General features: G+C 65.7%; 23 protein-coding genes. 11 read left to right on the top strand and 12 right to left on the bottom strand.

The genetic code is table 11. The annotated features are described in order from the left end of the window. The first annotated feature begins 60 nt into the window (after positions 1-60). From ACFQO4_RS12910 to ACFQO4_RS12900, 3 genes are all read left to right on the top strand, one after another. On the top strand, positions 61-837 hold the full coding sequence (locus ACFQO4_RS12910) for an SDR family NAD(P)-dependent oxidoreductase (protein WP_500261306.1): 777 nt from the start codon (positions 61-63) through the stop codon (positions 835-837). Positions 838-873: 36 nt separating this feature from the next. Beyond that, complete coding sequence (locus ACFQO4_RS12905; protein WP_500261305.1) at positions 874-1,878, top strand: TIGR04024 family LLM class F420-dependent oxidoreductase; 1,005 nt, start codon at positions 874-876, stop codon at positions 1,876-1,878. Between the two features lie 111 nt (positions 1,879-1,989). Further along, positions 1,990-2,370 carry a cupin domain-containing protein gene (locus ACFQO4_RS12900; protein ID WP_500261304.1) on the top strand — a complete coding sequence of 127 codons (381 nt, stop codon included), beginning with the start codon at positions 1,990-1,992 and terminating at the stop codon, positions 2,368-2,370. 39 nt (positions 2,371-2,409) lie between these two features. Here ACFQO4_RS12900 and ACFQO4_RS12895 read toward each other — a convergent pair whose 3' ends face one another. Beyond that, positions 2,410-2,850 carry a hypothetical protein gene (locus tag ACFQO4_RS12895; RefSeq protein ID WP_500261303.1) on the bottom strand — a complete coding sequence of 147 codons (441 nt, stop codon included), beginning with the start codon at positions 2,848-2,850 and terminating at the stop codon, positions 2,410-2,412. Between the two features lie 169 nt (positions 2,851-3,019). On the opposite strand from ACFQO4_RS12895, the gene ACFQO4_RS12890 reads away from it, so the two are divergent. Next, positions 3,020-3,946: an MBL fold metallo-hydrolase gene (locus ACFQO4_RS12890; protein WP_500261302.1), complete on the top strand. Its 927-nt coding sequence runs from the start codon at positions 3,020-3,022 to the stop codon at positions 3,944-3,946. Positions 3,947-3,952: 6 nt separating this feature from the next. On the opposite strand, the gene ACFQO4_RS12885 is transcribed toward ACFQO4_RS12890, so the two are convergent. The 6 genes from ACFQO4_RS12885 to folP all read right to left on the bottom strand — a co-directional run bounded on the left by ACFQO4_RS12885 (position 3,953) and on the right by folP (position 9,398). Next, entirely contained in the window at positions 3,953-4,690 is a 738-nt protein-coding gene (locus tag ACFQO4_RS12885; protein WP_500261301.1) for a TOBE domain-containing protein, read from the bottom strand. A 9-nt stretch (positions 4,691-4,699) separates the two neighbouring features. Then, complete coding sequence (locus ACFQO4_RS12880) at positions 4,700-5,545, bottom strand: amino acid ABC transporter ATP-binding protein (RefSeq protein ID WP_500261300.1); 846 nt, start codon at positions 5,543-5,545, stop codon at positions 4,700-4,702. Further along, a complete protein-coding gene (locus ACFQO4_RS12875; RefSeq protein ID WP_500261299.1) occupies positions 5,542-6,261 on the bottom strand; it encodes an ABC transporter permease in 720 nt (239 codons plus the stop codon). The genes ACFQO4_RS12880 and ACFQO4_RS12875 overlap by 4 nt, the downstream gene beginning before the upstream one ends. Positions 6,262-6,308: 47 nt before the next feature. Then, positions 6,309-7,265 carry an ABC transporter substrate-binding protein gene (locus tag ACFQO4_RS12870; protein WP_500261298.1) on the bottom strand — a complete coding sequence of 319 codons (957 nt, stop codon included), beginning with the start codon at positions 7,263-7,265 and terminating at the stop codon, positions 6,309-6,311. 105 nt (positions 7,266-7,370) lie between these two features. Further along, positions 7,371-8,069: a 6-hydroxymethylpterin diphosphokinase MptE-like protein gene (locus tag ACFQO4_RS12865; RefSeq protein WP_500261838.1), complete on the bottom strand. Its 699-nt coding sequence runs from the start codon at positions 8,067-8,069 to the stop codon at positions 7,371-7,373. Positions 8,070-8,204: 135 nt separating this feature from the next. Then, complete coding sequence (gene folP / locus ACFQO4_RS12860; protein WP_500261297.1) at positions 8,205-9,398, bottom strand: dihydropteroate synthase; 1,194 nt, start codon at positions 9,396-9,398, stop codon at positions 8,205-8,207. 226 nt (positions 9,399-9,624) lie between these two features. Here folP and ACFQO4_RS12855 point away from each other — a divergent pair, with 226 nt between their 5' ends. From ACFQO4_RS12855 to ACFQO4_RS12840, 4 genes are all read left to right on the top strand, one after another. Continuing rightward, positions 9,625-10,182 carry a DoxX family protein gene (locus ACFQO4_RS12855; RefSeq protein ID WP_500261296.1) on the top strand — a complete coding sequence of 186 codons (558 nt, stop codon included), beginning with the start codon at positions 9,625-9,627 and terminating at the stop codon, positions 10,180-10,182. Between the two features lie 52 nt (positions 10,183-10,234). Next, a complete protein-coding gene (locus tag ACFQO4_RS12850) occupies positions 10,235-10,786 on the top strand; it encodes a DUF8114 family protein (RefSeq protein WP_500261295.1) in 552 nt (183 codons plus the stop codon). Beyond that, positions 10,783-11,568 (top strand): RNA methyltransferase, encoded by a 786-nt coding sequence (locus ACFQO4_RS12845; protein ID WP_500261294.1) that lies wholly within the window; start codon positions 10,783-10,785, stop codon positions 11,566-11,568. Before ACFQO4_RS12850 ends, ACFQO4_RS12845 begins: the two co-directional genes overlap by 4 nt. Positions 11,569-11,648: 80 nt before the next feature. Beyond that, positions 11,649-12,764 (top strand): hypothetical protein, encoded by a 1,116-nt coding sequence (locus ACFQO4_RS12840; protein ID WP_500261293.1) that lies wholly within the window; start codon positions 11,649-11,651, stop codon positions 12,762-12,764. A 132-nt stretch (positions 12,765-12,896) separates the two neighbouring features. On the opposite strand, the gene gatE is transcribed toward ACFQO4_RS12840, so the two are convergent. The 3 genes from gatE to btuC form a co-directional block, all read right to left on the bottom strand. Then, entirely contained in the window at positions 12,897-14,768 is a 1,872-nt protein-coding gene (gatE, locus tag ACFQO4_RS12835) for a Glu-tRNA(Gln) amidotransferase subunit GatE (RefSeq protein ID WP_500261292.1), read from the bottom strand. A gap of 72 nt (positions 14,769-14,840) precedes the next feature. Next, complete coding sequence (locus ACFQO4_RS12830; RefSeq protein ID WP_500261291.1) at positions 14,841-16,193, bottom strand: heme ABC transporter ATP-binding protein; 1,353 nt, start codon at positions 16,191-16,193, stop codon at positions 14,841-14,843. After that, entirely contained in the window at positions 16,190-17,284 is a 1,095-nt protein-coding gene (gene btuC / locus ACFQO4_RS12825) for a vitamin B12 ABC transporter permease BtuC (RefSeq protein ID WP_500261290.1), read from the bottom strand. The genes ACFQO4_RS12830 and btuC overlap by 4 nt, the downstream gene beginning before the upstream one ends. Positions 17,285-17,345: 61 nt before the next feature. Here btuC and ACFQO4_RS12820 point away from each other — a divergent pair, with 61 nt between their 5' ends. Further along, a complete protein-coding gene (locus tag ACFQO4_RS12820; protein ID WP_500261289.1) occupies positions 17,346-18,503 on the top strand; it encodes a PGF-CTERM-anchored ABC transporter substrate-binding protein in 1,158 nt (385 codons plus the stop codon). 215 nt (positions 18,504-18,718) lie between these two features. Here ACFQO4_RS12820 and ACFQO4_RS12815 read toward each other — a convergent pair whose 3' ends face one another. Continuing rightward, positions 18,719-19,636, bottom strand: coding sequence for a hypothetical protein (locus ACFQO4_RS12815; protein WP_500261288.1), 918 nt, complete (start codon positions 19,634-19,636; stop codon positions 18,719-18,721). A 357-nt stretch (positions 19,637-19,993) separates the two neighbouring features. Between ACFQO4_RS12815 and srp19 the strand changes: the two genes are divergently transcribed. Together srp19 and ACFQO4_RS12805 are read left to right on the top strand one after the other, a co-directional pair. After that, positions 19,994-20,275, top strand: coding sequence for a signal recognition particle subunit SRP19 (gene srp19 / locus ACFQO4_RS12810; protein ID WP_312908984.1), 282 nt, complete (start codon positions 19,994-19,996; stop codon positions 20,273-20,275). Beyond that, positions 20,275-20,559 (top strand): H/ACA ribonucleoprotein complex subunit GAR1, encoded by a 285-nt coding sequence (locus ACFQO4_RS12805; protein ID WP_500261287.1) that lies wholly within the window; start codon positions 20,275-20,277, stop codon positions 20,557-20,559. The genes srp19 and ACFQO4_RS12805 overlap by 1 nt, the downstream gene beginning before the upstream one ends. A 117-nt stretch (positions 20,560-20,676) precedes the next feature. Here ACFQO4_RS12805 and ACFQO4_RS12800 read toward each other — a convergent pair whose 3' ends face one another. Beyond that, positions 20,677-22,239: a PQQ-binding-like beta-propeller repeat protein gene (locus ACFQO4_RS12800; RefSeq protein ID WP_500261286.1), complete on the bottom strand. Its 1,563-nt coding sequence runs from the start codon at positions 22,237-22,239 to the stop codon at positions 20,677-20,679. Between the last annotated feature and the right edge of the window lie 84 nt (positions 22,240-22,323).

The following is a 22,323-nucleotide window of genomic DNA, read 5'->3' as shown; positions in this document are numbered from 1 at the left end:
AAGAGAGTTGACTGTGTATTCGGCCACGAGCATGGGTACCACGAGACGGAGTGACCGGCGATGACGGTCGAACAGTTCCACATCGACGGCGACGTCGCCATCGTGACCGGCGCCTCGAGCGGCATCGGCCGGACCATCGCCGAGCGCTTCGCCGACGACGGCGTCGATGTCGTAATCTGCTCTCGCGAACAGGAGAACGTCGACCCCGTGGCCGAGGCCATCGAGGAGAGTGGCCGACCTGGAAACGCGCTCGCCGTCGAGTGCGACGTGACCGATAGCGAGGCCGTCGCGGCCCTCCTGGAGGCGACCGTCGAGACGTTCGGCGGACTGGACGTCCTCGTGAATAACGCGGGCGCCAGTTTCATGGCAAACTTCGACGGCATCAGCGAGAACGGCTGGCGGACGATCCTGGACATCAATCTCACCGGAACCTACCTGTGTACCCACGCGGCCGCCGATCACCTCAAGGACGGCGGCGGCATCGTCGTCAACCTCTCGAGCGTCGCCGGGATCCAGGGCGCACCGTACATGAGCCACTACGCGGCGGCGAAAGCCGGCGTCAACGCCCTCACGTCGTCGCTGGGCTTCGAGTGGGCGAGCGAAGGCGTCCGCGTCAATGCCGTCGCTCCCGGTTTCGTCGCGACGAAGGGCGTCGAGGCTCAGATGGGCATCAGCGCCGACGAGGTCGACCGCGACGAGATCGACCGACGGATGGGAACCGTCGAGGAAATCGCCGACGTCGTCCAGTTCCTCGCCAGTCCCGCCTCGTCGTACCTCGTCGGTCAGACGCTCGAGGCCGCCGGCAAACCAGCGATCATGGAGACCCCCGACACCTGACCCCAGGCATCTGAGATTTAACACCTACTACCTACGATGACCCGAAAAACGCTTCACCTGCCCGTCGCCGCACAGCCATCCGTCCAGTCGCTCGTCGACCTCGCCAAACGGGGCGAGGATCGGGGGTACGAACGCGCGTGGGTCCCGGAAACGTGGGGACGTGACGTCGTAACCGTCCTCACTCGAATCGCCACCGAAACCGACGAGATCGGAATCGGCCCGAGCATCGCCAACGTCTACTCGCGTTCCCCGGCGCTCCTGGGCCAGACGGCCGCCACCCTCCAGGAGGTGTCGGACGGACGCCTCCGCCTCGGCATCGGCCCCAGCGGCCCGGCCGTCGTCGAGGGCTGGCACGGCGTCGACTTCGACCGTCCTCTTCGGCGCACGCGCGAGTACCTCGAGATCGTCCGGGCGGTGACCAGCGGCGAGACGCTGTACTACGACGGCGACGTCTTCTCGCTAGCCGGCTTCCGACTGCGCTGTGACCCGCCCGAGACGCCGATTCCCGTCGACGTGGCCGGTATGGGGCCGAAATCCGTCGAACTCGCCGGGCGATTCGCCGACGGCTGGCACGCCATCGTCTTCACGCCCGAGGGCATGCGCGAACGTCTCGAGGATCTCGAGCGGGGGATCGAGCTCGGCGACCGCGAGCGCGACGACGTCCGCGTGACGCTCTCGCTGACCGCCTGCGCGCTCGAGGATGGCGATCGGGCCCGCGACCTCGCCCGTCAGCACCTGGCGTTCTACGTCGGCGCGATGGGCACGTACTACCGGGAGTCCCTCGCCCGGCAAGGATACGAGGAGGAAGCGAACGACATCGCGGCTGCCTGGTCGAGCGGCGACCACGAGCGGGCGTGTTCGCTGATCCCCGACGACCTGCTCGACGACCTCGGCGCGGCGGGGACGCCCGAGAGAGTCCGCGCAGAACTCGAGAAGTTCGAGGCGATCGACGGCGTCGATTCGCTCGCTATCGGCTTCCCGCGGGGGGCTACGACCGAGGAGATCGAGGCGACGATCGACGTGCTCGCGCCCGAACGGTGAGCGGCGCTCGAGGCTCCGGGTAGGAACTTAACCGACGAATCCGCTGATCTCCTTCGCCAGCTAACACGTGTGAGCGTTTAAGAGAACTCGTCACGAACTTCACCCATGAGCATGAGCTATCGGAAGGTCAACTACGAGGAGGTCGAGCAGGTCTCGGACGCGATGCACCTCCTGAGCGAGCCACTGGGCTGTCGGCAAGTCGGCGTCACGTTCTCACGGTGCCCGCCGAACTGGAACAGCAAACCGCACGATCACACCGGCGACGACCACGAAGAGGTGTACGTCCTGGTTCGAGGCACGGCGGAGGTTCGCGTCGACGACGAGTCGGTCCCCGTCGAGGAGGGGGACGCGGTCTGGATCGCACCAGAGGCAGAAAGGCAGATCAGAAACGGCGACGAAGAGAGCGCATTCGTGTTGATAAGTGCCCCCGAGTTCGATTCGGGGGAAGCCGACGACGACGATACCTGGTCACTCACGGGTTTTCAGGGCTGAGTCACGGTCTCGCTCTCGCACGCACCCACGCTCTCACTCTCACTCTCGAGCGTCCGTCGGGCGAATTGCGTTGTCGACTGCCTCCCGAAACCCGTCGCTCTCGCAGTACCAGAGCCACGTCCCGGTCAGAGCAGTCACGAGCGACAGGGCGACGACCGCGACGACCGACGCGGTGTACGCACCGGCGGAGTCGCCCGTGACGGCGCCGACGTTCGCGGGATTGTCGTGAACGAAGAAGAAGTAGACGACGAACCAGCAGGTCGTGGCGGTCGTTCCCACCAGCAGCGGCGCGCCGTAGCCGTAGTTCTTCACCCAGACGAACCCCATCGCGAGGAGCGGGCCGAGGTAGCCGACGAGGACGATGAACTCGAGCTGGCTCTCCGTGTACGTCACGCCGGCCGCCGACTGGGCGATGGCGAACAGGGCGCCGCCGACGAGGTAGGCAGTGAACGACATCGTGACGATGAGGCGTCGATCCACGTTCCTCACTGGCCATTTGAGGGGCTTAATTGTTGCCGCTAACTCGAGTGCTGAGTCGTCACGACGGTTTCGTACGTCTCGAGCATATCGAATCGTCGGCTACGGGCGCCGCGAACCACCCACGTTCGGAAACCGTTCGACTCAGGTACCGGACGGCCAAACGACACCCATGACCGTGGTTCGAATTCCGGTCGGCGGCGGGACGCCCGAGGGGACCAATAGCGCCTATCTCGTCGACGAACGGATCCTCGTCGATCCTGGACCGCCGACCGAGGCCGCGTGGTCGGATCTCCGGAACGGTCTCGAGGCCGAACTCGAGAGGCTCACGGACCTCGAGTACGTCGTCTGCACCCACTGGCACGCCGACCACGTCGGGCTGGCGCCGCGCCTTGCGGAGGCCGCCGACGCGACGGTCGCGATGGGCGAGCGCGACGCACCCCTGCTCGCGGAGTACGCCGTCGAGCGCAAGGCGCGCCTCGAGCGAGACGCCGTGGCGATGGCCGCCTGGGGCGTCCCCGAGAACGTCGTCACTGCGGTCGTCGAGGGCGATCGACCGTCACCGCTTCCCGACGCGACACCCGTCGAATCGCTGGTCGACGGTCGGACCGTTGCGGGCCTCGAGGTGCTCGAGACGCCCGGCCACACGGCGGGGCACATTTCGCTCGCGACCGACGAGGCGCTCGTTCTCGGCGACGCCGCGTTGCCCACGCACACCCCGAACGTCGGCGGGAGCGACACGCGGACGCGCGCCACGGACCCGCTCGGAACCTACTTCGAGACGCTAGATCGACTCCTCGCCCGCGAGGGCGTCGAATCGGGTGCGGTGACGCTCCGCCCAGGACACGGCGATACCGTCGACCGCGAGCGGATCGAGGCGATTCGCGCTCACCACGACGAGCGAACGCGACGCGTCGAGACGGCCCTCGAGAAACGCACGGAAGCGACGCCGTGGGAACTCGCCCGGGACCTGTTCGGCGACCTCGAGGGGATCCACGCCAAGTTCGGGGCCGGCGAGGTCGCGGCCCACCTGGAGCGACTCGAGCGGGACGGTGCCGTAGAGTGCGAAGAAGGTGGCCGCTACGCGATCGCTGAGTAAGTTCTCTCAGTCCACGAGCGAGTCGTCCACGCCCTCGAGCGGAATCGCCCGCGCCGCGGTCGCCTTGAACGACGCGACGGTGGGACGACCGGGTTCGAGACCGAGGGAGTCGACGCTCGTGCGGGTGACGAGCGCCTCGAGCCCGGCTCCGTCGGCCCCCGTTCGCGCCTGCGTTCCGCCTACGTCGACGCGAACCTGGGCGACCGCGGTTCCCTGCTCGACGCGCTCGACGGTGCCCTCGAACCGGTTGCGAAAACTCGTCCGTCCGGGTTTCGATCGGTCGTCCGGATCGGACAGGACGACCGCGTCCGACCGGACGCTCACCTGGACCGTCTTCGAATCGGCGGGTGTGACTGCGACGACCCGCCCGATTTCGGTCTCGACCGTCGCGAGTTCGCCCTCGCGCTCGACGACGGTCCCCGACAGCACCGACTCCGTGACGCTCGCGACGCCCTCGAGGGCCGTCTGGTGGCGCTCGAAGCGCCGACGAAGGTCCCGCGCAGTCTCGGTGATGGTGGTTCCGCCGCCGTCGGCACCACCCCGGTGGCGCTCGGTGAGTGGGCCGAGTTCGTCTTCGAGTTCGACGATCCGGCGCTGGACGCGGGCGTAGGACCGCCCCAGCGCGTCGGCAGCCGCGTGCATCGAGCCGTGAGCGTCGATCGCCTCGAGCATCTCGACGTCGCGACGGTCGACCGTCACCTCGCCGACGGTGAGTTCCGTTCGATACCCGCGCTCGATCGTCATGGGTTCGTTTCAGTAGACCAGGTCCCCCCGGATAAACTGTCGCGTTCGGTCGTCGCTGGGGTCCTCGAAGATGGTCTCCGTCTCGTCGATTTCGACGACGCCGTCGTCCAGGAGGAGGCCGACGCGATCGGCCACCCGTCGTGCCTGGTGCATGTCGTGGGTCGCCATCGCGACCCCGATGCCGTTCGCACGGGCCGTCCGGACGGCATCCTCGAGGATCGCCGTGTTCCGCGGGTCGAGTTCCGACGTGGGTTCGTCGAGGACGAGGACGTCTGGATCGTACGCGAGCGCTCGAGCGAAGGCGACGCGCTGGGCCTCGCCACCCGAGAGCGAGTCGACGTCGCGGTCGGCGTACGAGGCGAGGCCGACGACCTCGAGGGCCTGCGCAACGGCCGGGGGCGTCGACGTGCGTCCGAGGATCGAGGCGAAACTGAGTCGGACCCGTTCGCGCCACCCCTGCCGAACGCGCAATCCGTAGGCGACGTTCTGCCGGACGCTCGCGTCGAACAGGTTCGGCTCCTGGAACACCATGCCGACGCAACGACGGTGGTCGAGACGCTCGCCGTTACCGTTCGCCCAGACGTCCTCGCCGCCGTGACGAATCGTCCCGTCGTCGGGCCGCTCGAAGAGGGCGAGGAGTCGCAACAGCGTCGTCTTTCCGACGCCCGAGGGACCGATGAGCGCGACGACCTCGCCGGGATCGACCGAGAGGGTGACGTCCTCGAGGACGCGTTCGCGCCCGTAGCCGTGGGAGACGCTGCGAGCCTCGATGGGTGCCCTCGGTGCGTTCGTCGCGTTCGATCCGTCTGTCTCGTCCGTTCCACCCGTCGAACCCGCTCCGTCTGTCGCCCTCATCGGTACCGCCCACCCCCGCTATCGCCCAGCCGAAGCACCAGCGCGTTCACGAGCAAGACGAGCGCAACCAGCACGCCTCCGAGGATCATCGCCGTCTCGTACCGGCCCTGTCGGGCCTCGAGCTGGATCGCCGTCGTGAGCGTCCGGGTGTACGACTCCCCGGAGACGACGATGTTCCCGCCGACGATGAGCACCCCGCCGACCTCGCTGATCGCCCGACCGAAGCCGGCGAGGACGGCCGTCGCGATGCCGTAGCGGGCCTCCCTGATCGTCACGATGGCCACGTCGAGCCGGGTGCCGCCCATGGCGAACGCCGCGTCGCGAACCCCGTCGTCGACGTTCGAGACGGCCGCGAGGCTGACGCCGGTGATGACCGGCATCGCGAGGACGATCTGGGAGAGGATCATCGCCTCTGGCGTGAAAGCAAGCTCGAGCGAGCCGAGCGGCCCCTGGTTCGAGACCCCGAAGAGCACGACGAGGCCGACGACGACGCTCGGAAACCCCATCCCGGTGGTGATGACCGAGGTGAGAAGCCCCTTCCCGCGAAACGAAGTAAAACCGAGCGCGAGCGCGATGGGCAGGCTGAGAAGCGTGCTCACGAGGACGGCGGCGGTGCTGACGTACAGGGAGACCTCGATGATGCTCCTCACGTAGGGCCACTCGAAGGGGAACGCGATGGCCGAGGTCGACAGGACCTCGAGTGGCAGGTCGCTCATCGTCCGCGTCATCTCCGTGGAACCATTGTAGCCGTTCCGAATAGTGATCACTCCTCGTCGGTCGACTCGTCGGGCGAGTCGCCGGACGACGACCGCCAGGCCGTCGGCACGTACTGTTCGAAGTTCGGTTCCTCGGCGAACGCCTCGGGGAAGAACAGCTGTTCGTCCGAGACGGTATACCCTTCGATGATATTCTGGCCCTCGAGGCTCGTGAGGAAGCCGATGTAGGCCATCGCGAGGTCGTAGGCCACGTTCTCGTGGACGGCCGGATTCACCGCGACGATCCCGTAGGGGTTCATCAGGGACTCCGGACCGCCTTCGACCGGGCCCTGGACGTGGATCTCGAGGTCGATCTCGGACTTCATCGAGAGGTAGGTCCCCCTGTCGGCCAGGGTGTACCCGCCCATCTCGTTCGTTCGGGTCAGTGCTTCGCCCATCCCCGATCCCGTCTCGATGTACCACTCGCCCCCCTCGGTTGGATCGATTCCCGCGTCCGCCCACAGTTGCTGCTCCTTCGTGTGGGTTCCCGAGTTGTCGCCTCGAGAGACGAACGTGGATTCGTTTTCGGCGATGGCCCCGAGTGCGCTCTCGACCTCGCCGTCTCTGTTGATTCCCGCCGGATCGTCGCTCCCGCCGACGATGACGAAGTCGTTGAACATGAGGTCCCGACGGTTCACCCCGTACCCGTCCTCGAGGAACTCGTCCTCGAGCGAGCGGGCGTGGACCATGACCACGTCGGCGTCGCCGTTTCGCGCCGTCTCGAGGGCGGCGCCGGTTCCCTTGGCGACGACGTGAACGGTCGCGCCGAAGCGCTCCTCGAACGGCTCGTTCAGCGCGGCCAGGAGCCCCGTGTCGTCGGTACTGGTCGTCGTCGCCAGCGTGAGGGTTTCGCCGTCGATCTCGGCTCCGTCATTTTCCGAATCGCCACTCGCGAAACAGCCGGCGACGCCGACCGCCGCGGCGGATCCGGTGGCAGCCAGGAACCGACGGCGTTGTATCGGCATGGATACCACGATACGCTCCAGTCGCAAATAACCGTCGATCGACCGTAATTGAATGTGGTTACGAGTTGGTGAGTTCGGGACGACACGACGTTGCCTTGTACTGAGTCACTCGAGCGGCAGTACTCGCACGTCAATCGCGTCGCGGCGACCGTCGAGGACCGAAAAGTTCTCGCCGCGACGGCGCTCGAGCCAGTAGAGCAGCCGTTCGGCCCACGCAAGCTTTTTCGATTTCGTCGGGTCGACGGCGGGGTCGTCGAAATCCCAGCCGACGAAATCCAATCGACTGGCCCCGAGGTGGTCCGCGAGAAACGCCGCCCGGTCGCCATCGGTGAAGCCGCCGAAGTTGCGGACGGGTCCGGCGGGTTCGGCCTGCGTGGTCGGCAGGACGAACGCACCGTCGCACTCGGGGACTACGATCCGTAGAACGGGAACGTTGTCGCCGTGTGCGTGGACGGCCACCGGGGTTCCGCGGCGGGTGAGCCGCTCGACGGTTTCCGGATTCTTGTCGAGGTCAGTCACCATGCAGTCGACCTCGACTCCAGCGGCCTCGAGCGCGTCCACTGCCGTCGAGGCCGCGATAACGACCTCGGCCGCTCGAGCCGTCTCGAGGGCTGCGTCACGCTCGAGCGACGGCCCCGCTCCGGCGACGACGACCCGGGCCCCGTCCACGAACGCGAGACGCTCGAGGTCGAAGGGCGAGGTGAGGTCGGCGAGGACGTCTCGAGCACGTTCGTCGGCTGCCCGGTCGAACCCGAAGTCCCTGAGAATAGCGTCGTACGCCGGTTCCCACTCGTGATAGTCCATAGTCGTCACTGTCCCATGTTAGAGCCGACCGCAATAATCCGTTTGTGGGCCGAGCGTTGCCTCGCAAGTACCCCTACCCGTGAGGCCACCCGGCTTCCACTTCCCTCTTTCGAAGCGGATGCCATAAGCTTTCTCTTACTCGAGCACCCGTCTGACGGCGTTCCAGGCGTCTTCGGTTTCGTCGCCTGAACCCTCGAGGCGCCGGAAAATCGTGGATATTTGATCTCTCGATGCACACAACAGCATACGTCCGTCAGACAGTTCGACCGGGGTTGCGCCGGTATCGTGTGCCAATTCGCCGACTCGTTCCCGTTTCGAAGGGTCGAGGCCGTCGATTTCGAGAGTCCGATAGTTCATCTCGTCGGCCAGCGACGGATCGACTCCGCCCTCGCGAAGGTGTGCCCGGAGGTCGTGCGTCGACTCGACCTCGAGCCGAGCGACTCGCACACCATCTTCCAGTACCTGGTCGCGGTCGGTGAACGCCTTCCCGATGCGTGCGGCATCGCGCGTCTCCGCCACGTCGTGCGTTCGAACGACGTGCGCCCCGCGTTCTACGGCCAGCGCGGTCGCCGCGAGGCTCGCGGGGAGTCGACCCTCCGTCTCGCGACCGACGAGGTCGCCGAGGAAGTTCTTCCGGTTGATCGAGACCAGCATCGGCCTGCCGAGCGCGCGAAACTCGCACAGCCGACGGAACGTCTCCCGGTCGTCATCGAGCGTCTTCGCCTCGCTCCAGCCGCCGAAAGCGGGGTCGACGATGCTCTTTGCGGTCAGTCCGTTTTGCTTCAGCGCCTCGTAGATCTGGTCGACGTAGTCGGCCGACTCGGCCCACTCGGGCGACTTCCGGGCGCTCCAGTCGGTCTCCTCGACGGCGCCGGGTCGCTCGAGGTCCGGCGGGCTCGCCATCTTCACGACGGCGGCGTCGTGCTCCCGGCAGACCGCGGGCATCTCGGAGTCGGCGAACCCGCAGATGTCGTTGACCATATCGAAGTCGCTCGCGAGCGCCTCGTCGGCGACCGCCGCGTAGCGCGTCTCGATTGAGAACACCGCGTCTCCGGAGACGCGATCGATCGTCTCGAGAGCGACGTGGAGGCGGTCGAGTTCTTCCGCCGCGCTGAGCACGTCGAAGCGTTTGTTGGCCGACTCGAGGCCGACGTCGACGATGTCTGCTCCCTCGCCGATCAGCTCGTCGTCGACGTACCGGGCCGCCTCCTCGGGGTCGTCGAACACGCTCGGGTCGTACGGCGACTCCTCGCTGACGTTGAGCACGCCCATGATTCGGGGCGGGTGCTCGTCTCCGATGCCCAATCCCGCGGCGTCAACGCTGTCCATGGGGGTACTCGAGCGGGCGGCTACAAAGGGGCCGTGATTCCGGCGAACCGATCGGTCTTCGGACCCAGGGGCTTCCGTCACGAACCGGCTCCTGTCGAGATGGTCACGAAACGCCCCTCGAGCGAAACGAACGTCTCCTCGAGAGTCTATTTCCCATCGAACGGGAACCAGGACCCCTTCTTAGGTGGATAGACGGCCTACGATTACCTGTAAGAGGTACAAGACAATGTCAACTAACACGTTCAACCGGCTCGAAAGCCGCTACGGCGGTATCACCCTCGAAGGCCACCCCCACGCCCTGTCAGCGTGGTTCGTCGTCGCCCTTCGGTTCGTCATCGGCGGCATGATCCTGTTCGCCGGGATCGGCAAGGTCAGTGACTGGCCGTTCGACGCGAGCGGCTACCTCGTCCACGGCGTCGACGCGGCCAGCCCCGTCAGCGGGCTCTACGCCTCGATGGCAGCCAACGCCGCGCTGATGGACGTCATCAACGTCGCCATCCCGGTGACCCAGGTCCTGATCGGCCTCGCGCTCATCGCGGGCGCATTCGTCAGGCTGGCGGCCCTCGGCGGCGCGCTCCAGATGACCGCCTTCTACCTCGGCGGGTGGGAAGGCGACGTGCTCGCGCTGTTCGACTCGACGCTGATCTACGCGGTCGTCTTCCTGGCGGTCGCCGCCTTCGGTGCGGGTCGGATCCTCGGCCTCGACCGCTACCTCGAGCAGATCGAGATTCGCGGCGAAGCGCTCGTCGAGCGGTACCCGGCGATGCGGTACCTGCTGGGCTGAGATCCTGACTACCGAACAGTCTCTTTTTGTCTCCGCGGCCGAAACCCCGACCATGGGAAAAGTGAGCATTGGGATGCGCGGCTGGCGCTTCGACGAGGAGGACATTCTCGACGAAGACGGCGACTTTCTGCCGCTCGCGCAGATGCCCGAGGACGCCCGCAAACGGATGATCCGACTCGACGTCGTCTACAACGCGCCGTGTCACGGCTGCTGGTTGATCCACGGCGACGACAACCTCGAGGAGTGCAACCGCGCACGGTACGTCTACGGCGAACCACTCTCGGAGGTCATCCTCTGTGAGGCGCACGAACCCGACTTCGTCTACTGGTTCCGCGAGGAGGGTGGCGATGACCACCGCGGCAGTGACGACTTCGCGGAGGCGTTCTACGAGTGGTTTCTCGAGGGCGGTCGCGCGCCCGAGGGCTACGAGGGAATGGAGTACGTCGAGACGGATCCGACGGATCTACCGAAGCCGCCGAAGGCCGATCCCGACGAGCACGGCGACCTGATGGGCGACGACATCAGCGACCGGGTCGGCCTGAGCGACGAGGACATCGCCAACGCGGACGTGGATTTCGGCGCCGAGTATCCGGGCCGGAAATGACCGACAACCCGCGAACGTATTCGCCTGAAACCGGTGACGAGAGACGTCGAAATCCGCCCGCAGTCGCCGTCGTCGACGCCCAGACGCCTGGCAACGTCGGCACCATCGCTCGAGCGATGAAGAACTTCGGCTTCTCGGAGTTGCTGCTCGTCGACCCGCCCGAACTCGACCCCGACGGAGAGGCTTACGGCTTCGCCGGTCACGCGCGCGAGGACGTCCTCCCGAACGCGCAGGAGGTTTCGTTCGACCACCTGGTCGAGACCTACCACACCGTCGGGACGACAGCGATCACGAACGAAGACGACCAGCACCACGTCCGCTTTCCGTTTTCCACGCCCGCCCAGCTCGCCGATCGCCTCGAGACCGTGGACACTGACACTGTCGTCGTCTTCGGCAGAGAGAGCGTCGGTCTGACGAACGAGGAACTCGCCCGCATGGACGAGGTCTGCTCGATCCCCGCAAGCACCGAATACCCGGTGCTCAACCTTGGCCAGGCCGCGACCATCACGCTCTACGAACTCCGGACGCTCGCGCTCGAACCCGACGACGTTCAGCTCCCCGACCTCGAGCGCGTCCGAGCCGACGAACCGTCGCTCGAGCGGCTGTACGACCAGTGGGAAGCACTGTTGGCGGAGATCAACCACCCCGAGGAAAAGCGGCCGAAGACGATGCGGATGCTCCGGCGACTCCACGGACGGGCCGATCCCACGGTCCAGGAGGTCACAACCTTGCTCGGCGTGTTGCGTCGGGCGACCGAGCGCCCGGACCGCGAGGAGAACTGAAGTGTACGAACGGGCGGAGAGGTATCAACACTCCCGGAGTGGCCATCAGGGATATAGTCCTCGGCTCACGACCACGAGCAATGGACGCACACCGCCGCCACGTACTCGCGATGCTCGGCGCCGCCAGCACGCTTCTGGCCGGCTGTTCCGACCTCGCCGACGAGGGCGATCAGTCGCTCGAGCCCAACGATGAGGGGGACAACGAGGATTCGAACGCAGACGATGACACCGACGGGGCCGACGAGGACGACGACACCGACCAGGAGACGACGCCCGCCTGGCTCGAAGGCGGCGAACTCCCCCGGTACGCGTCGGTGCTGCCGTCGGCCGACGCGCTGGTCGACGCCGAAACGACCTCGCGAGAGTACTTCTTCACCGCCGTCGACCTCGCGACCATCGTCGGGACCCTCGATGACGACCCGGGCGAGGGAACGGTGCCCGACGACCCCCTCCTCCAGAATCCGATCGCCGTAGTGTCGCTCGGCATCTACGGGCTGTTCGCGCTCGGATCTTCGCCCGTCGCAGAGGTACAGGTCGAGGCGGAGGGCGAGTCCGACGACGCCGCCCTCGTCTACGTCGACGGCGCGTACGTCTTCCACGGTGCGTACGACCTCGAGACGGCCCGCTCGGGGCTCGAAGGGGAGGGCTACGATCTGCAGGCCGAGGCGGAAGACGGAGCCGACGACTTCGTCGTCTTCGCGGACGACGCCTCGAACGAGGTCGTCGGCGTCACCGACGACGTCTTCGTCTACGCGTTCGGCTCCGAACAGGACCGATCGCTGGCGGTCGTCTCCGCCATCGTCGAGACGAACGTCGGGTCGCAATCGCCGGCCCACGAATCGGACGCGACCCTCGAGACCCTGCTCCGCGCGGGAGCGAACACCGGAATTACCTCCTGTCTGACCGGCGGCGGCGAACCGCTCACCGACCTCGAACCGGGCGACCAGGTCCAGGAGGACGACGTCGCGTTCGATTTCTCGCCCTTCGAGGGGGCGACGGGCGTCGTCCAGGGACTCCAGCTCGCGGAGGACGAGTCGGACGCTCGCGTGATTGTCACGTACGAGTCCGAAGCCGCCGTCGACGCCGAGCGTCTCGAGTCGGGACTCAGCGGCGAGGCACGTTCGTACGACCTCGAGACGGGCGGCTCTGCAGTGCTCGTGACCGCCGTCTACGGGACCGATCCGATCGAGGAATAACGGCCGGGTGGGCGGCATTCGATCGGCTGGTCGTCATTGCTACTGTTTCTATACTAATTCACTTTGGAAGGTATAGTGTACAGTCCAATTCGACTACTACGCTCGCGTCGAGTAAGAACGAGTCTCGAGCGATCAGGCGCGTTTCTGAATCTCTTCGCGCAGCACCTGGCTCACGAGGTCGCCGTCGGCCTTCCCGCGCAGGGCACCCATGCACTCGCCCATGAGTCCCGAGAACGCCTGCATGCCCTCACTCTCGACCTGATCGGCGTTTCGATCGACGACCTCGAGGACGGCCTCGCGGACGTCGTCTTCGGCGGCCGACCCGAGTCCGGCCTTTTCGGCGACCGCCTGCGGATCGCGGTCGGGTTCGTCCGCGAGCGCCGCGAGGAGATCAGGCACGCCCTCTCTCGCTAGGTCACCGTCCTCGGCCATCGCGAAGACGGTCTCGAGGTGATCGTCGGTGAGGTTCTCGACCGGTACGTCGTCACGACGCAGTTCCGTGAGCGTCGACTCGAGCGTCGTCGCGGCGAAGGTCGAATCGACGCCGTCGGCGACGACGCGCTCGAACAGCGGCATGTGGGTGCCGTAGGCGACTTGATCGGCCAGGCCGGCGTCGAGGTCGTACTCGGCCTGGTAGCGCTCGACCTTCTCGGTCAGCAGTTCGGGTTCGGGAACGTCACTCGGATCGGGTTCGACCGGGGGCACGTCCGTCTCCGGGTACATCCGGGCCGCGCCCGGGAGCGGGCGGAGGTAGCGCGTCGTCCCGTCCTGGTTCGCGCCGCGGGTCTCCTCGGGGACGCCATCGAGGGCCGTCCGGGCCCGGTCGGCGACGGCGTCGATGGCGGATTCGGCGACCTCCGTCGCGGCGGCGACGATGGCCACGGCGTCCTCATTCGACGCATCCACCGCGTCGCGAAGTACCGAAACCTCGTCGTCGGTCACGCCGTAGGCCGGCAGCTCGTCGGTGTGGAAGATGCCGCCTGCCCCGTGGCGCTTCGCGTGGTCGGAGAACTCGGTCCCGAGGCGGCGGTCGGGCGCAATCTCGTGACCGACGAGGCCGTCGAAGCCCTCGAGCCGAACCCCGAAGACCGACCCACCGTCGTTCAGCGCCCCGGCGACGACGCCGCTGTCAGTGCCCTCGAAGACGCTGGTGACGTCCTGGGGTTCGTGGACCGCGGCCTCGCGAGCCTCGAGTTCGTCGCGGATCGAAACCAGTTCTGCTTGGCGCCCGACCTCAGTGCGGACGATGTCGGCGATGTCGTCCAGACTCTGGACGCCCTTTATCTCGACGCGAGCGCCGTCGGCGATAGAGACGTTGACGTCCTGGCGAATCGTTCCCAGGCCGCGCTTGACCTTTCCGGTCGATCGCAACAGCATCCCGATGCGCTCGGCGGCTTCCTGGGCCTGTTCCGGTGTTCGAATATCGGGTGCCGTACCAATCTCGACCAGCGGAATGCCGAGGCGGTCGAGGCTGTAGGTCACGCCGTCGTCGGTCTCCTCGACGCGCTGGCCGCTCTCCTCCTCGAGCATCATGTCCTCGATGCCGACGTCGCCCTCGCCCGTCTCGATCGACCCTCCGGTGGCGACGAGCGTCGACCGCTGGAAGCCCGAGGTGTTCGAGCCGTCGACGACGATCTTCCGCATCACGTTCCCCTGGTCGACCGGCGTCATGTCCATCAACTGGGCGACCTCGAGAGCCGTCTCGAGGGCTTCGTCGTCGAGGCGGTGGGGCGGTTCGTCATCCTCCTCGACGAGGCAGGTGCTGTCGTAGGCGAGGTAGGTGAACTCCCGTTCGACCCGACTTTCCTCGAGGGCGGCCTCGTCGAGTTCGCCCAGTTCGCTCCGTGTCGGGTGGAGGTAGCGAGTGAATCGGCGGGCCGACTCGTCGGGTTCGCGAAGGTCGGTCGGACACGCACAGAACAGTTTCGTCGCCGTGTCGAGTTGCTGGTGGATCTCGAGTCCGGCGACGAGACCGAGCGCCTCGTAGTCGTAATCCGCAGTCATTGGCGAGCACTCGGTGGCGAAGGGGTAAAAAACCGTCCAGTCCGTCACGGGGGCGCCGTCACGAAAGCCGACTCAATCGTCGTCGCTCGAGGGGTCGTCGAATGCGGTTTCGCGAACGTCAGCATCTCGCTCGGCGATGGCTCTCGCCGTCACCTCGAGCACCGACCCTTCGGTCGCCTCGAGCGCGTCCGCCTCGACCCGTCGGTATCGCGCTGTCCCCGCCTCGCCGACGAAGTTCCGCTCGGACAGCGGCCGGGTGTCGAGGGCGACGAGTGACGGCGCGTCCTCGAGCGCCTCGAGCAGAAGTTGCGTTCCAGGCGCGAGGGCGAAGTCGACGAGGACCGTCGCGTCGGCCGCGCCGACGAGTTCGGCGACGCGTTTCCGAGCGGCGGCTGACACCGGCGCGAACGGTTCGGTTCGCACGCACTCGAGGCCGCGGTCGGTCGCACGTTGGTCGACGATTCCGCCGGCCGGGGCGGGACCGGCCGTCACCTCCGCGGCCGCTCGCCCAAACCGCTCTATCACGTCGGCGGCGGTCTCTCCAGTCCCCACGACGTGAACGCGTCGACCCTCGATCCTCGCCGGGGTCGTCGACTCGAGCTCTCGGTCGTCCACGGCATTACGACGCCCGGACTCCGAGCGCGGAAACGCCGTCACGCTCGCCGCCCCCGTCACCGGGTGACGGGTGACCGTCGCGTTCGCGTCGAACGCAGCCTCGAGCACGTCGGCCGTCAGCACCTCGCCCGGCGGGCCGTTGGCCTGGACCGTACCGCCCGCGAGGACGACAAGCCGGTCGCAGTACCGGGCCGCCAGGTCGAGGTCGTGAATCGCGGCGACGACTGCTCGCCCGTCCGCGGACAGCTCGCGGGCCAGCTCGAGCGTCTCGACCTGGTGATTCACGTCCAGGCTCGCCGTCGGTTCGTCCAGCAACAGCAGCGGCGTGTCCTGGGCGAGCGCTCTCGCGATGAGCACCCGCTGGCGCTCACCACCGCTAACCGCGTCGATCGGCCGATCCGCGAAACGGGTTGTTCGCGTGCGCTCGAGTGCCCGGTCGACCTGTCGACGGTCGGCCTCGGAGGGCGGGGAAAACCGCGATCGATGGGGGTATCGTCCCATCTCGACGACGGTTCGGACGTCGAAGGTGAACGACAGCGACGTGTTCTGAGGAACGACGCTTACGAGTCGACTCGCTTCGCGGGAGGCGAGCGTCGCGACGTCCTCGCCATCGATCCGGACGTCGCCGCCCGCTGGCGTGCTCGCGCCGCTGAGCGCTCGCAGGAGGGTGGTCTTCCCGGCGCCGTTCGGACCGACGAGGCCGACGAACTCGCCGCGGTCGACCTCGAGCGAGACGCCCTCGAGGACCTCGAGGCTTCCGTAGGCGACCTCGAGTCCTTGCACCGAAACCAGCGGCTGCGCTCCCGTCACAGCGAGTGCACCTCCCGTCGAACGAGCAAGAACAAGAAGAATGGTGCCCCGAGGGCTGCCGTGACAATTCCGACTGGAACCTCCGCGGGGCCGGCCCGAGCGAGGGTGTCCGTCGCGACCAGAAACGACGCGCCGGCGAGCGCACTCGTCGGGAGCAGAATTCGGTGGTCGGGGCCGACGATCAGACGCATCACGTGCGGAACGACGAGTCCGACGAAGCCGATGACGCCCGCGACGGCGACGCTCGCGGCCGTGACGACGCTCGCAACGGCGAGGAGGAGTATCTTGGTTCGCTCGACGTCCACGCCGAGGTGATGGGCGTCCTCTTCGCCGAGTAAGAGCACGTTCATCTCTCTGGTGTACGCGCCGAGTACGACCACGCCGGCGAGAACGAACGGCAACGAGAGCGATACGTCGCTCCAGGTACTGTTCGAGAGGTGGCCCATCAGCCAGACGACCGCCTCCCTGAGACTGTTGCCGCTGTGGACGAGCATGTACGAGATCATCGCACCGAGAAACGCCTGGACAGCAACGCCGGCGAGCAATAGCGTCGCGACGGGAGTCCTCCCGCCGTTGGTTGCGATCGCGTAGACGAGAAGTGCCGTCGCAATCGCTGTCGCGAACGCCGCTGGCCGCAGTCCGATCGGGACGAGTGCTGGAAAGGCGATGGTCGCGACAGCGCCAACCGCTGCGCCGGTGGAGACGCCGATGATCGACGGATCGGCGAGCGGGTTCCGGAAGAACCCCTGCATGACCGTACCCGCTGCAGCGAGTGCGAAACCGACTGTTGCTGCGACTGCAATACGCGGAAGTCGAACGTTCGCGACGATCGTCTGGTGGGCGTCGCGAATCTCGAACGAGAACAGACCGGTGTACTCGAGCCTCGGAACGGGGATAGACCACTCGAACAGTGGCACAGTCAGGCTTCCGAATACGACTCCTGACGGGATCACGACCGCGTTAAGAATGGCATGCGCCACCGTAATTGGATCGATTTTGACCGGGCCGAAGCCGGCACTGGTGACGACAACCACCCCCAGGAGCACCGTCAGCCCCGATGCCCACGAGATGATCCGATCCCGTTCTCTCACAGTACGCAACCTCGCTTGCTTTAGATAAATATTTGTTGGAGTGTGGCACAACGATCTACCGATGCGAAAATCACTGACCGTATTGATTGCTGTGCTGGTCGTCCTCGGCGGATTCGCGCCGATGGCAGTCGCAGGGAGTAGTACTGGTAGCGTTCCTACCGCTCAGTCCACCTCGGACTGTGAGTATCCACTGACGGTTACGGACGCGACCGGTACGGAGATCACGCTCGAAGAACCGCCAGAGCGCATCGTCGCGCTCCAACCGAGTGACACCAAAATCGTCTACGGTATCGGCGCCGAAGACCGACTCGTCGGCATGCCGATCAACGAGTACACCGCCAGTTACGACCCCGGCGACCGGACCGACATCGGCATCCCTGACGAGCTTCACATCGACGTCGAAACGGTGATCGACCTCGAGCCCGACATCGTCCTCGCGGCAGACGTGACGCTCGAGGAGGACGTCGAACAGCTCCGAGATGCCGGCGTCACGGTCTATCACTTCAAAACGGCGACGTCCCTCGACGACGTCCGCGATATCACGAACCGAACCGGCGAACTCACCGGTGAGTGCGGCGGCGCCGAAGAGCGGATCGACTGGATGGACGAACGCCTCGAGATCATCGAGACGGCAGTCGAAGGCGAGGACCGACCGCTCGCGTACTGGTCGCTCGGCTTTGGATACACGGCCGGTGCCAACACGTTCCAGGACGAAGTGCTGACGACTGCCGGCGTCGATAACCTCGCTGCAGAAGTGGGACTCGAGGGCTGGCCCGAAATCAGCGACGAAGTGGTCGTCGAGGAGGACCCCGATTGGATCATCTACGGCGTCAACGAGGAGGGAGAAGACCCGGCCCTCTCCGAGGCGGCGATGCAGACGACCGCCTACGAGAACGACCAACTGGTCGCCGTCGACGCGAACACGATCAATCAGCCGGCACCCGACGTCGTCTACGCGATCGAGACGATCGTCGAGGCGGTCCACCCCGAGGCGTACGCGGAAATCGAGGCTGACCTCGAGGCCAACGTTAGCGCTAACGATGACGGCAACGGTGAGGAGAGCAACGAAAGCGAAGAGACCAACGACGATCAATCGAACGAATCCGACAATGCGGACGACACGTCGGTGGCTGCCGACGACGATGACTCCATTCCCGGTTTCGGCGTCCCTGTCGCACTCGCCGCTATCGCGGGTCTGCTCGGACTTCGTCGACTGTAGCGCTCCGGACTCGACTGGTCTGGTACGAATTTACCCGGTATTCTTTTGGCGACGTGTTTCATTGTTCGCCGTCTGTTCAACGGGTCACCAGTCACGCTCGAGTTGGCGGTGGCTGAATCCGAGGCGCTCGAGAGAACGCCACTAGGGCCGAATAAAAGCCGAGAATGTACGTGAGGAAGATTCGTCCGCTTCGGTTTGTCGATTAGTCCCCGTGTTCACTCACATTTCTGGTGCGTTTTCGATTGCTCTTTGGCCTCTTCCTTTCGTTTTTCCTTTTTCGATTTTCCGTCCTGGTCGTCAGTGTCGTCACTGCCATCGTCGCCGTCGTCAGTGTCGTCGCCGCTATCGTCGCTGTTGTCACTGTCTTCGCCATCGTCAGTGTCGTCGCCGTCATCACCGTTGCCACTATCATCATCGTCGTCGCCGTTATCGCCGTTACCGTCTTCTCCGTCGCCACCGTCGTCACCTTCACCGTCATCGCCGTTATCACCATCTCCGCCGTCACCGTCATCGCCATTGTCTCCGTTACCGCCGTCGCCGTTGCCTCCATCGCCATCGTCTCCATCTCTGCCATCTCCGTCGTCTCCATCTCCGCCATCGTCTCCATCTCCGCCATCTCCATCTCCGCCATCTCCATCTCCGCCATCGTCTCCATCTCCGTCGTCACCCTCGTCGCCACCGTCGTCCTCCTCGAGTTCACCACAGAACCGAATATTTGATATCCCGGCTTGCTGTCCACTCTGTCCCGCTTCGAGATCCGTTTCAATTACTCCATTGGTGGTGTCGTCGCCGTAGTCGTAATCCTCGCAATCGTTACCGCCGTAGACGCGCACGGCGTATACGACGCAGTCGTCGTCGACGGCCCATTCGAAGCTGAACGCTTCACAGTCGTCGCCCTCGCCCTTCGACTCGGTCACTTCCACGGTGATTGCACAGTCGCCCTCGGTCTGTTCGACGGAGCAGTCGTCGAACTCGTGAACCGCTAGCAACTCACCGTCGGGACAGTCGTACTGCCCCGGCGGTACGCACCCCTCTTGCCCACTGTCCTGTAGCGATCCGAGACACCCGCTCAGCGACCCCATGGCCACCCCAGTCGCCACCAACACCGTTCGTCGATTAATGGTGTTACCCATGTACACACCGATACCGTCACCAGATATTGTTAGAGACGAGTTGAAAAAGCGAAAAATGACCACACTTGCGATTCGATTGTACCTTCTCTCTGTATGATCGTCTTATTTCCCGGCACACTGGGACTACATACCAGGTAGGCTCACCGAACGCCCGATCTCCCACCACGGCGAGCAGCTCTCCAGTCGACCGCGTCGCAAGCGACCGAGGATCGATCCTCACGAATCGCTATCCAAGACGAGACGGCACTCGAGTCCCGATTCCACGTCCCATACCGACTCGAAACTGGATTCCGCTCTATCTGCGCGCCCCGTCTCGTTTTGAAAAACGTTTACTCACCCGCCCGCCGAGTTGGTCCCATGGTCGAGAACGTCATCTGGCCCGCGTACCTGGATTCCACCCGCTCGCGGGCCGAGGGGCGACGCGTACCCCTCGAGCTGGCAGTCGAGGAGCCGACGGTCGAGGAAATCGCGAAGGCGGTCCAGCAGATCGGATACGACGCGACAGTCGAACGCGACAAAGCCTACTCGAGAGAACACTGGGAGCCTCGTGGGCGGGTCGTCGTCCGCGGAACCGAGGACTCGACGAAGAACGACCTCGTTCAGGCAGTCGCGGCGTACGTCGTCGCGCTGCGAGAGTGATGCGGCGGGTTGGAACGGTCGTCCGGACGGCTCAGGGGCTCGCGGTGTTGCGGGCTGAGCCTGTGGGCGACGGGGATGGCGACGACGGCGGGGACGGTGACGGCGGTACTGGCAACGATAGCGGACGAAACGCCATCGGCACGATGGTCCTCGACGACTCCCTCGAAACCGTCGGTCGCGTCGTCGACGTGTTCGGTCCGGTCGACCGACCGTATCTCGCGGTTACGCCGCAATCGAACGTCCACCTGCCCGGTCTCGTCGGATCGACGTTGTACGCACGATAACGTCGCGCGTTTCGCCCGTTGTGGCGGATTCCTGTCGTAGTGGCCGTCGACGTCGCCCTCGAACCACTGTTCCTCGGATCGGCCTCGAGCAATTATTCTCGGGTCGACCTCGAGTCGTTACTCCTCGGATTCGTCTTCGTCGACTCGGCGTTGCAGCCACTCGAGGGCGAGTCCACCGCCGGCGAGCGCCCCAATACTGGTGAATCCAGGGGTCGAGTCGTCGTCTGCCGACGATCCGCCGTCTCCGGTTGCGGATTCGTTTTCGGTGTCGTTGGAGTCGTTGGAGCCGATGGTCTCGTTGGTCTCGTTCGTCTCATCGGAACCGCTCGAGTTGTCGGTACTATCGCTCTCGTTGCCCTCGCTGATGTCGCTCGATTCGTCCCCGGAACCGCCGTCGTCAGTATCGTTACTTCCGTCGGAGCCGTTCCCTTGGTCGTCGGTATCGTCGTCGGTATCGCTCCCCCCATCCTCGCCCTCACCGCCCGGCCGTAACGCGGCCAGCGCCTCGCCGTCGACGCTCCCGACGTAGAGCGTTTCGTCGACGAGTGCGAGGGGACTCAGTACTGCCCTGGTGTCTCGCTCCCACTCGACGGAGCCGTCCCAGGCGTCGAACGCGTAAAAGCGAGTCCGCGACGCTTTGTCCCCATCGTTCGATTCTATAGCACTCTCGAGACCGGCGTAGACGTGCTCTTCGTCGATGATAAGCGGACTGGTCCCTTCGCCGGACGGGTCTGGTTCCCACTCCTTCTCCCCCGTCTCGATGTCGTGGCCCGTCGCGGTATCGTCGTTCGTCCCGTCGACGGTATAGACGAGTTCCGAACCGATCACGGGTGGGTGATTGTACGCTCGACCGGCCACGCGAGCGATTCGACCCCCGGATTCGATGTCGTGGTAGGAGATCCCGGCGTCCGACTCATCCCGGTAACCGGCGGCCAGGATGCCGTAGTCCACGACCGGTGTGATCGCCCTGAACTGTCCATCGTCGTCGTTGGCCTCGAGGTCGAACGTCCAGCGTTCGGCACCGTCGCTGGCCTCTCGGGCGTACAGACGCGACTCGTCCACGACGAAAACGGCACCGTCGTCGATCGGGACCGACGATTCGTGGAGTTCCCCATCGTCCGGATCGAACTGCCACTGTTCTTCCCCACTCGAGGCATCGATCGCGTAGAGGACGCCATCGCCGACGACGAACACGACCCCGTCCGCGACGTTCGGCGAGCGAATCCCGTCGCTGTACTCGAGATCGAGCCGCCAGCGAATCTCGCCGTTCTCGGCGTCGACCGCGGTGAGGGCCTCGCCGCCGACGTAAACGGTTCCGTCGGCAACCGCCGGCGTTCGATCGGCGCCGAGGTCGTCGGATTGCCACAGTTGTGACCCGTCCGCGGCTTCGTAGGCGTGTACGGAGCCGTCGTCCGCTCGGAGGTAAACCGTCTCGTCGACGACCGCGATATGGCCGCCGCAGTCACACGACCAGGCGACCTCGAGGGACCCGGGGTCGTCGATTCCCGAGGCGACCCGTGCGTTGTTTCCGGGCCTCCCGCCGAGGGAGGGCCAGTCGCCCGGGTCGGCGGCCGTCGTCGATGCGGCGGCAGCCGTCCCACTCGCTGCGGCGAGGGCACTTCCGGCGGTGATCGTCAGCCCGGTACGCCGGAGGAACGTTCGTCGGCTGTGGTCTGACATACGCGGGCCCTTTGACGCTACCCAGTTATCTACTGTTTCGGTAACTCGATTTCGACATCGAAACGGTACTCGTGAGACGATTGC

The sequence above is a fragment of the Saliphagus sp. GCM10025334 genome (genome assembly GCF_042663485.1).
Taxonomy (GTDB): Archaea; Halobacteriota; Halobacteria; order Halobacteriales; family Natrialbaceae; genus Natronosalvus.
The sequence above is the reverse complement of the archived record's forward strand: the minus strand, read 5'-3'. Positions and strand labels throughout refer to the sequence as shown.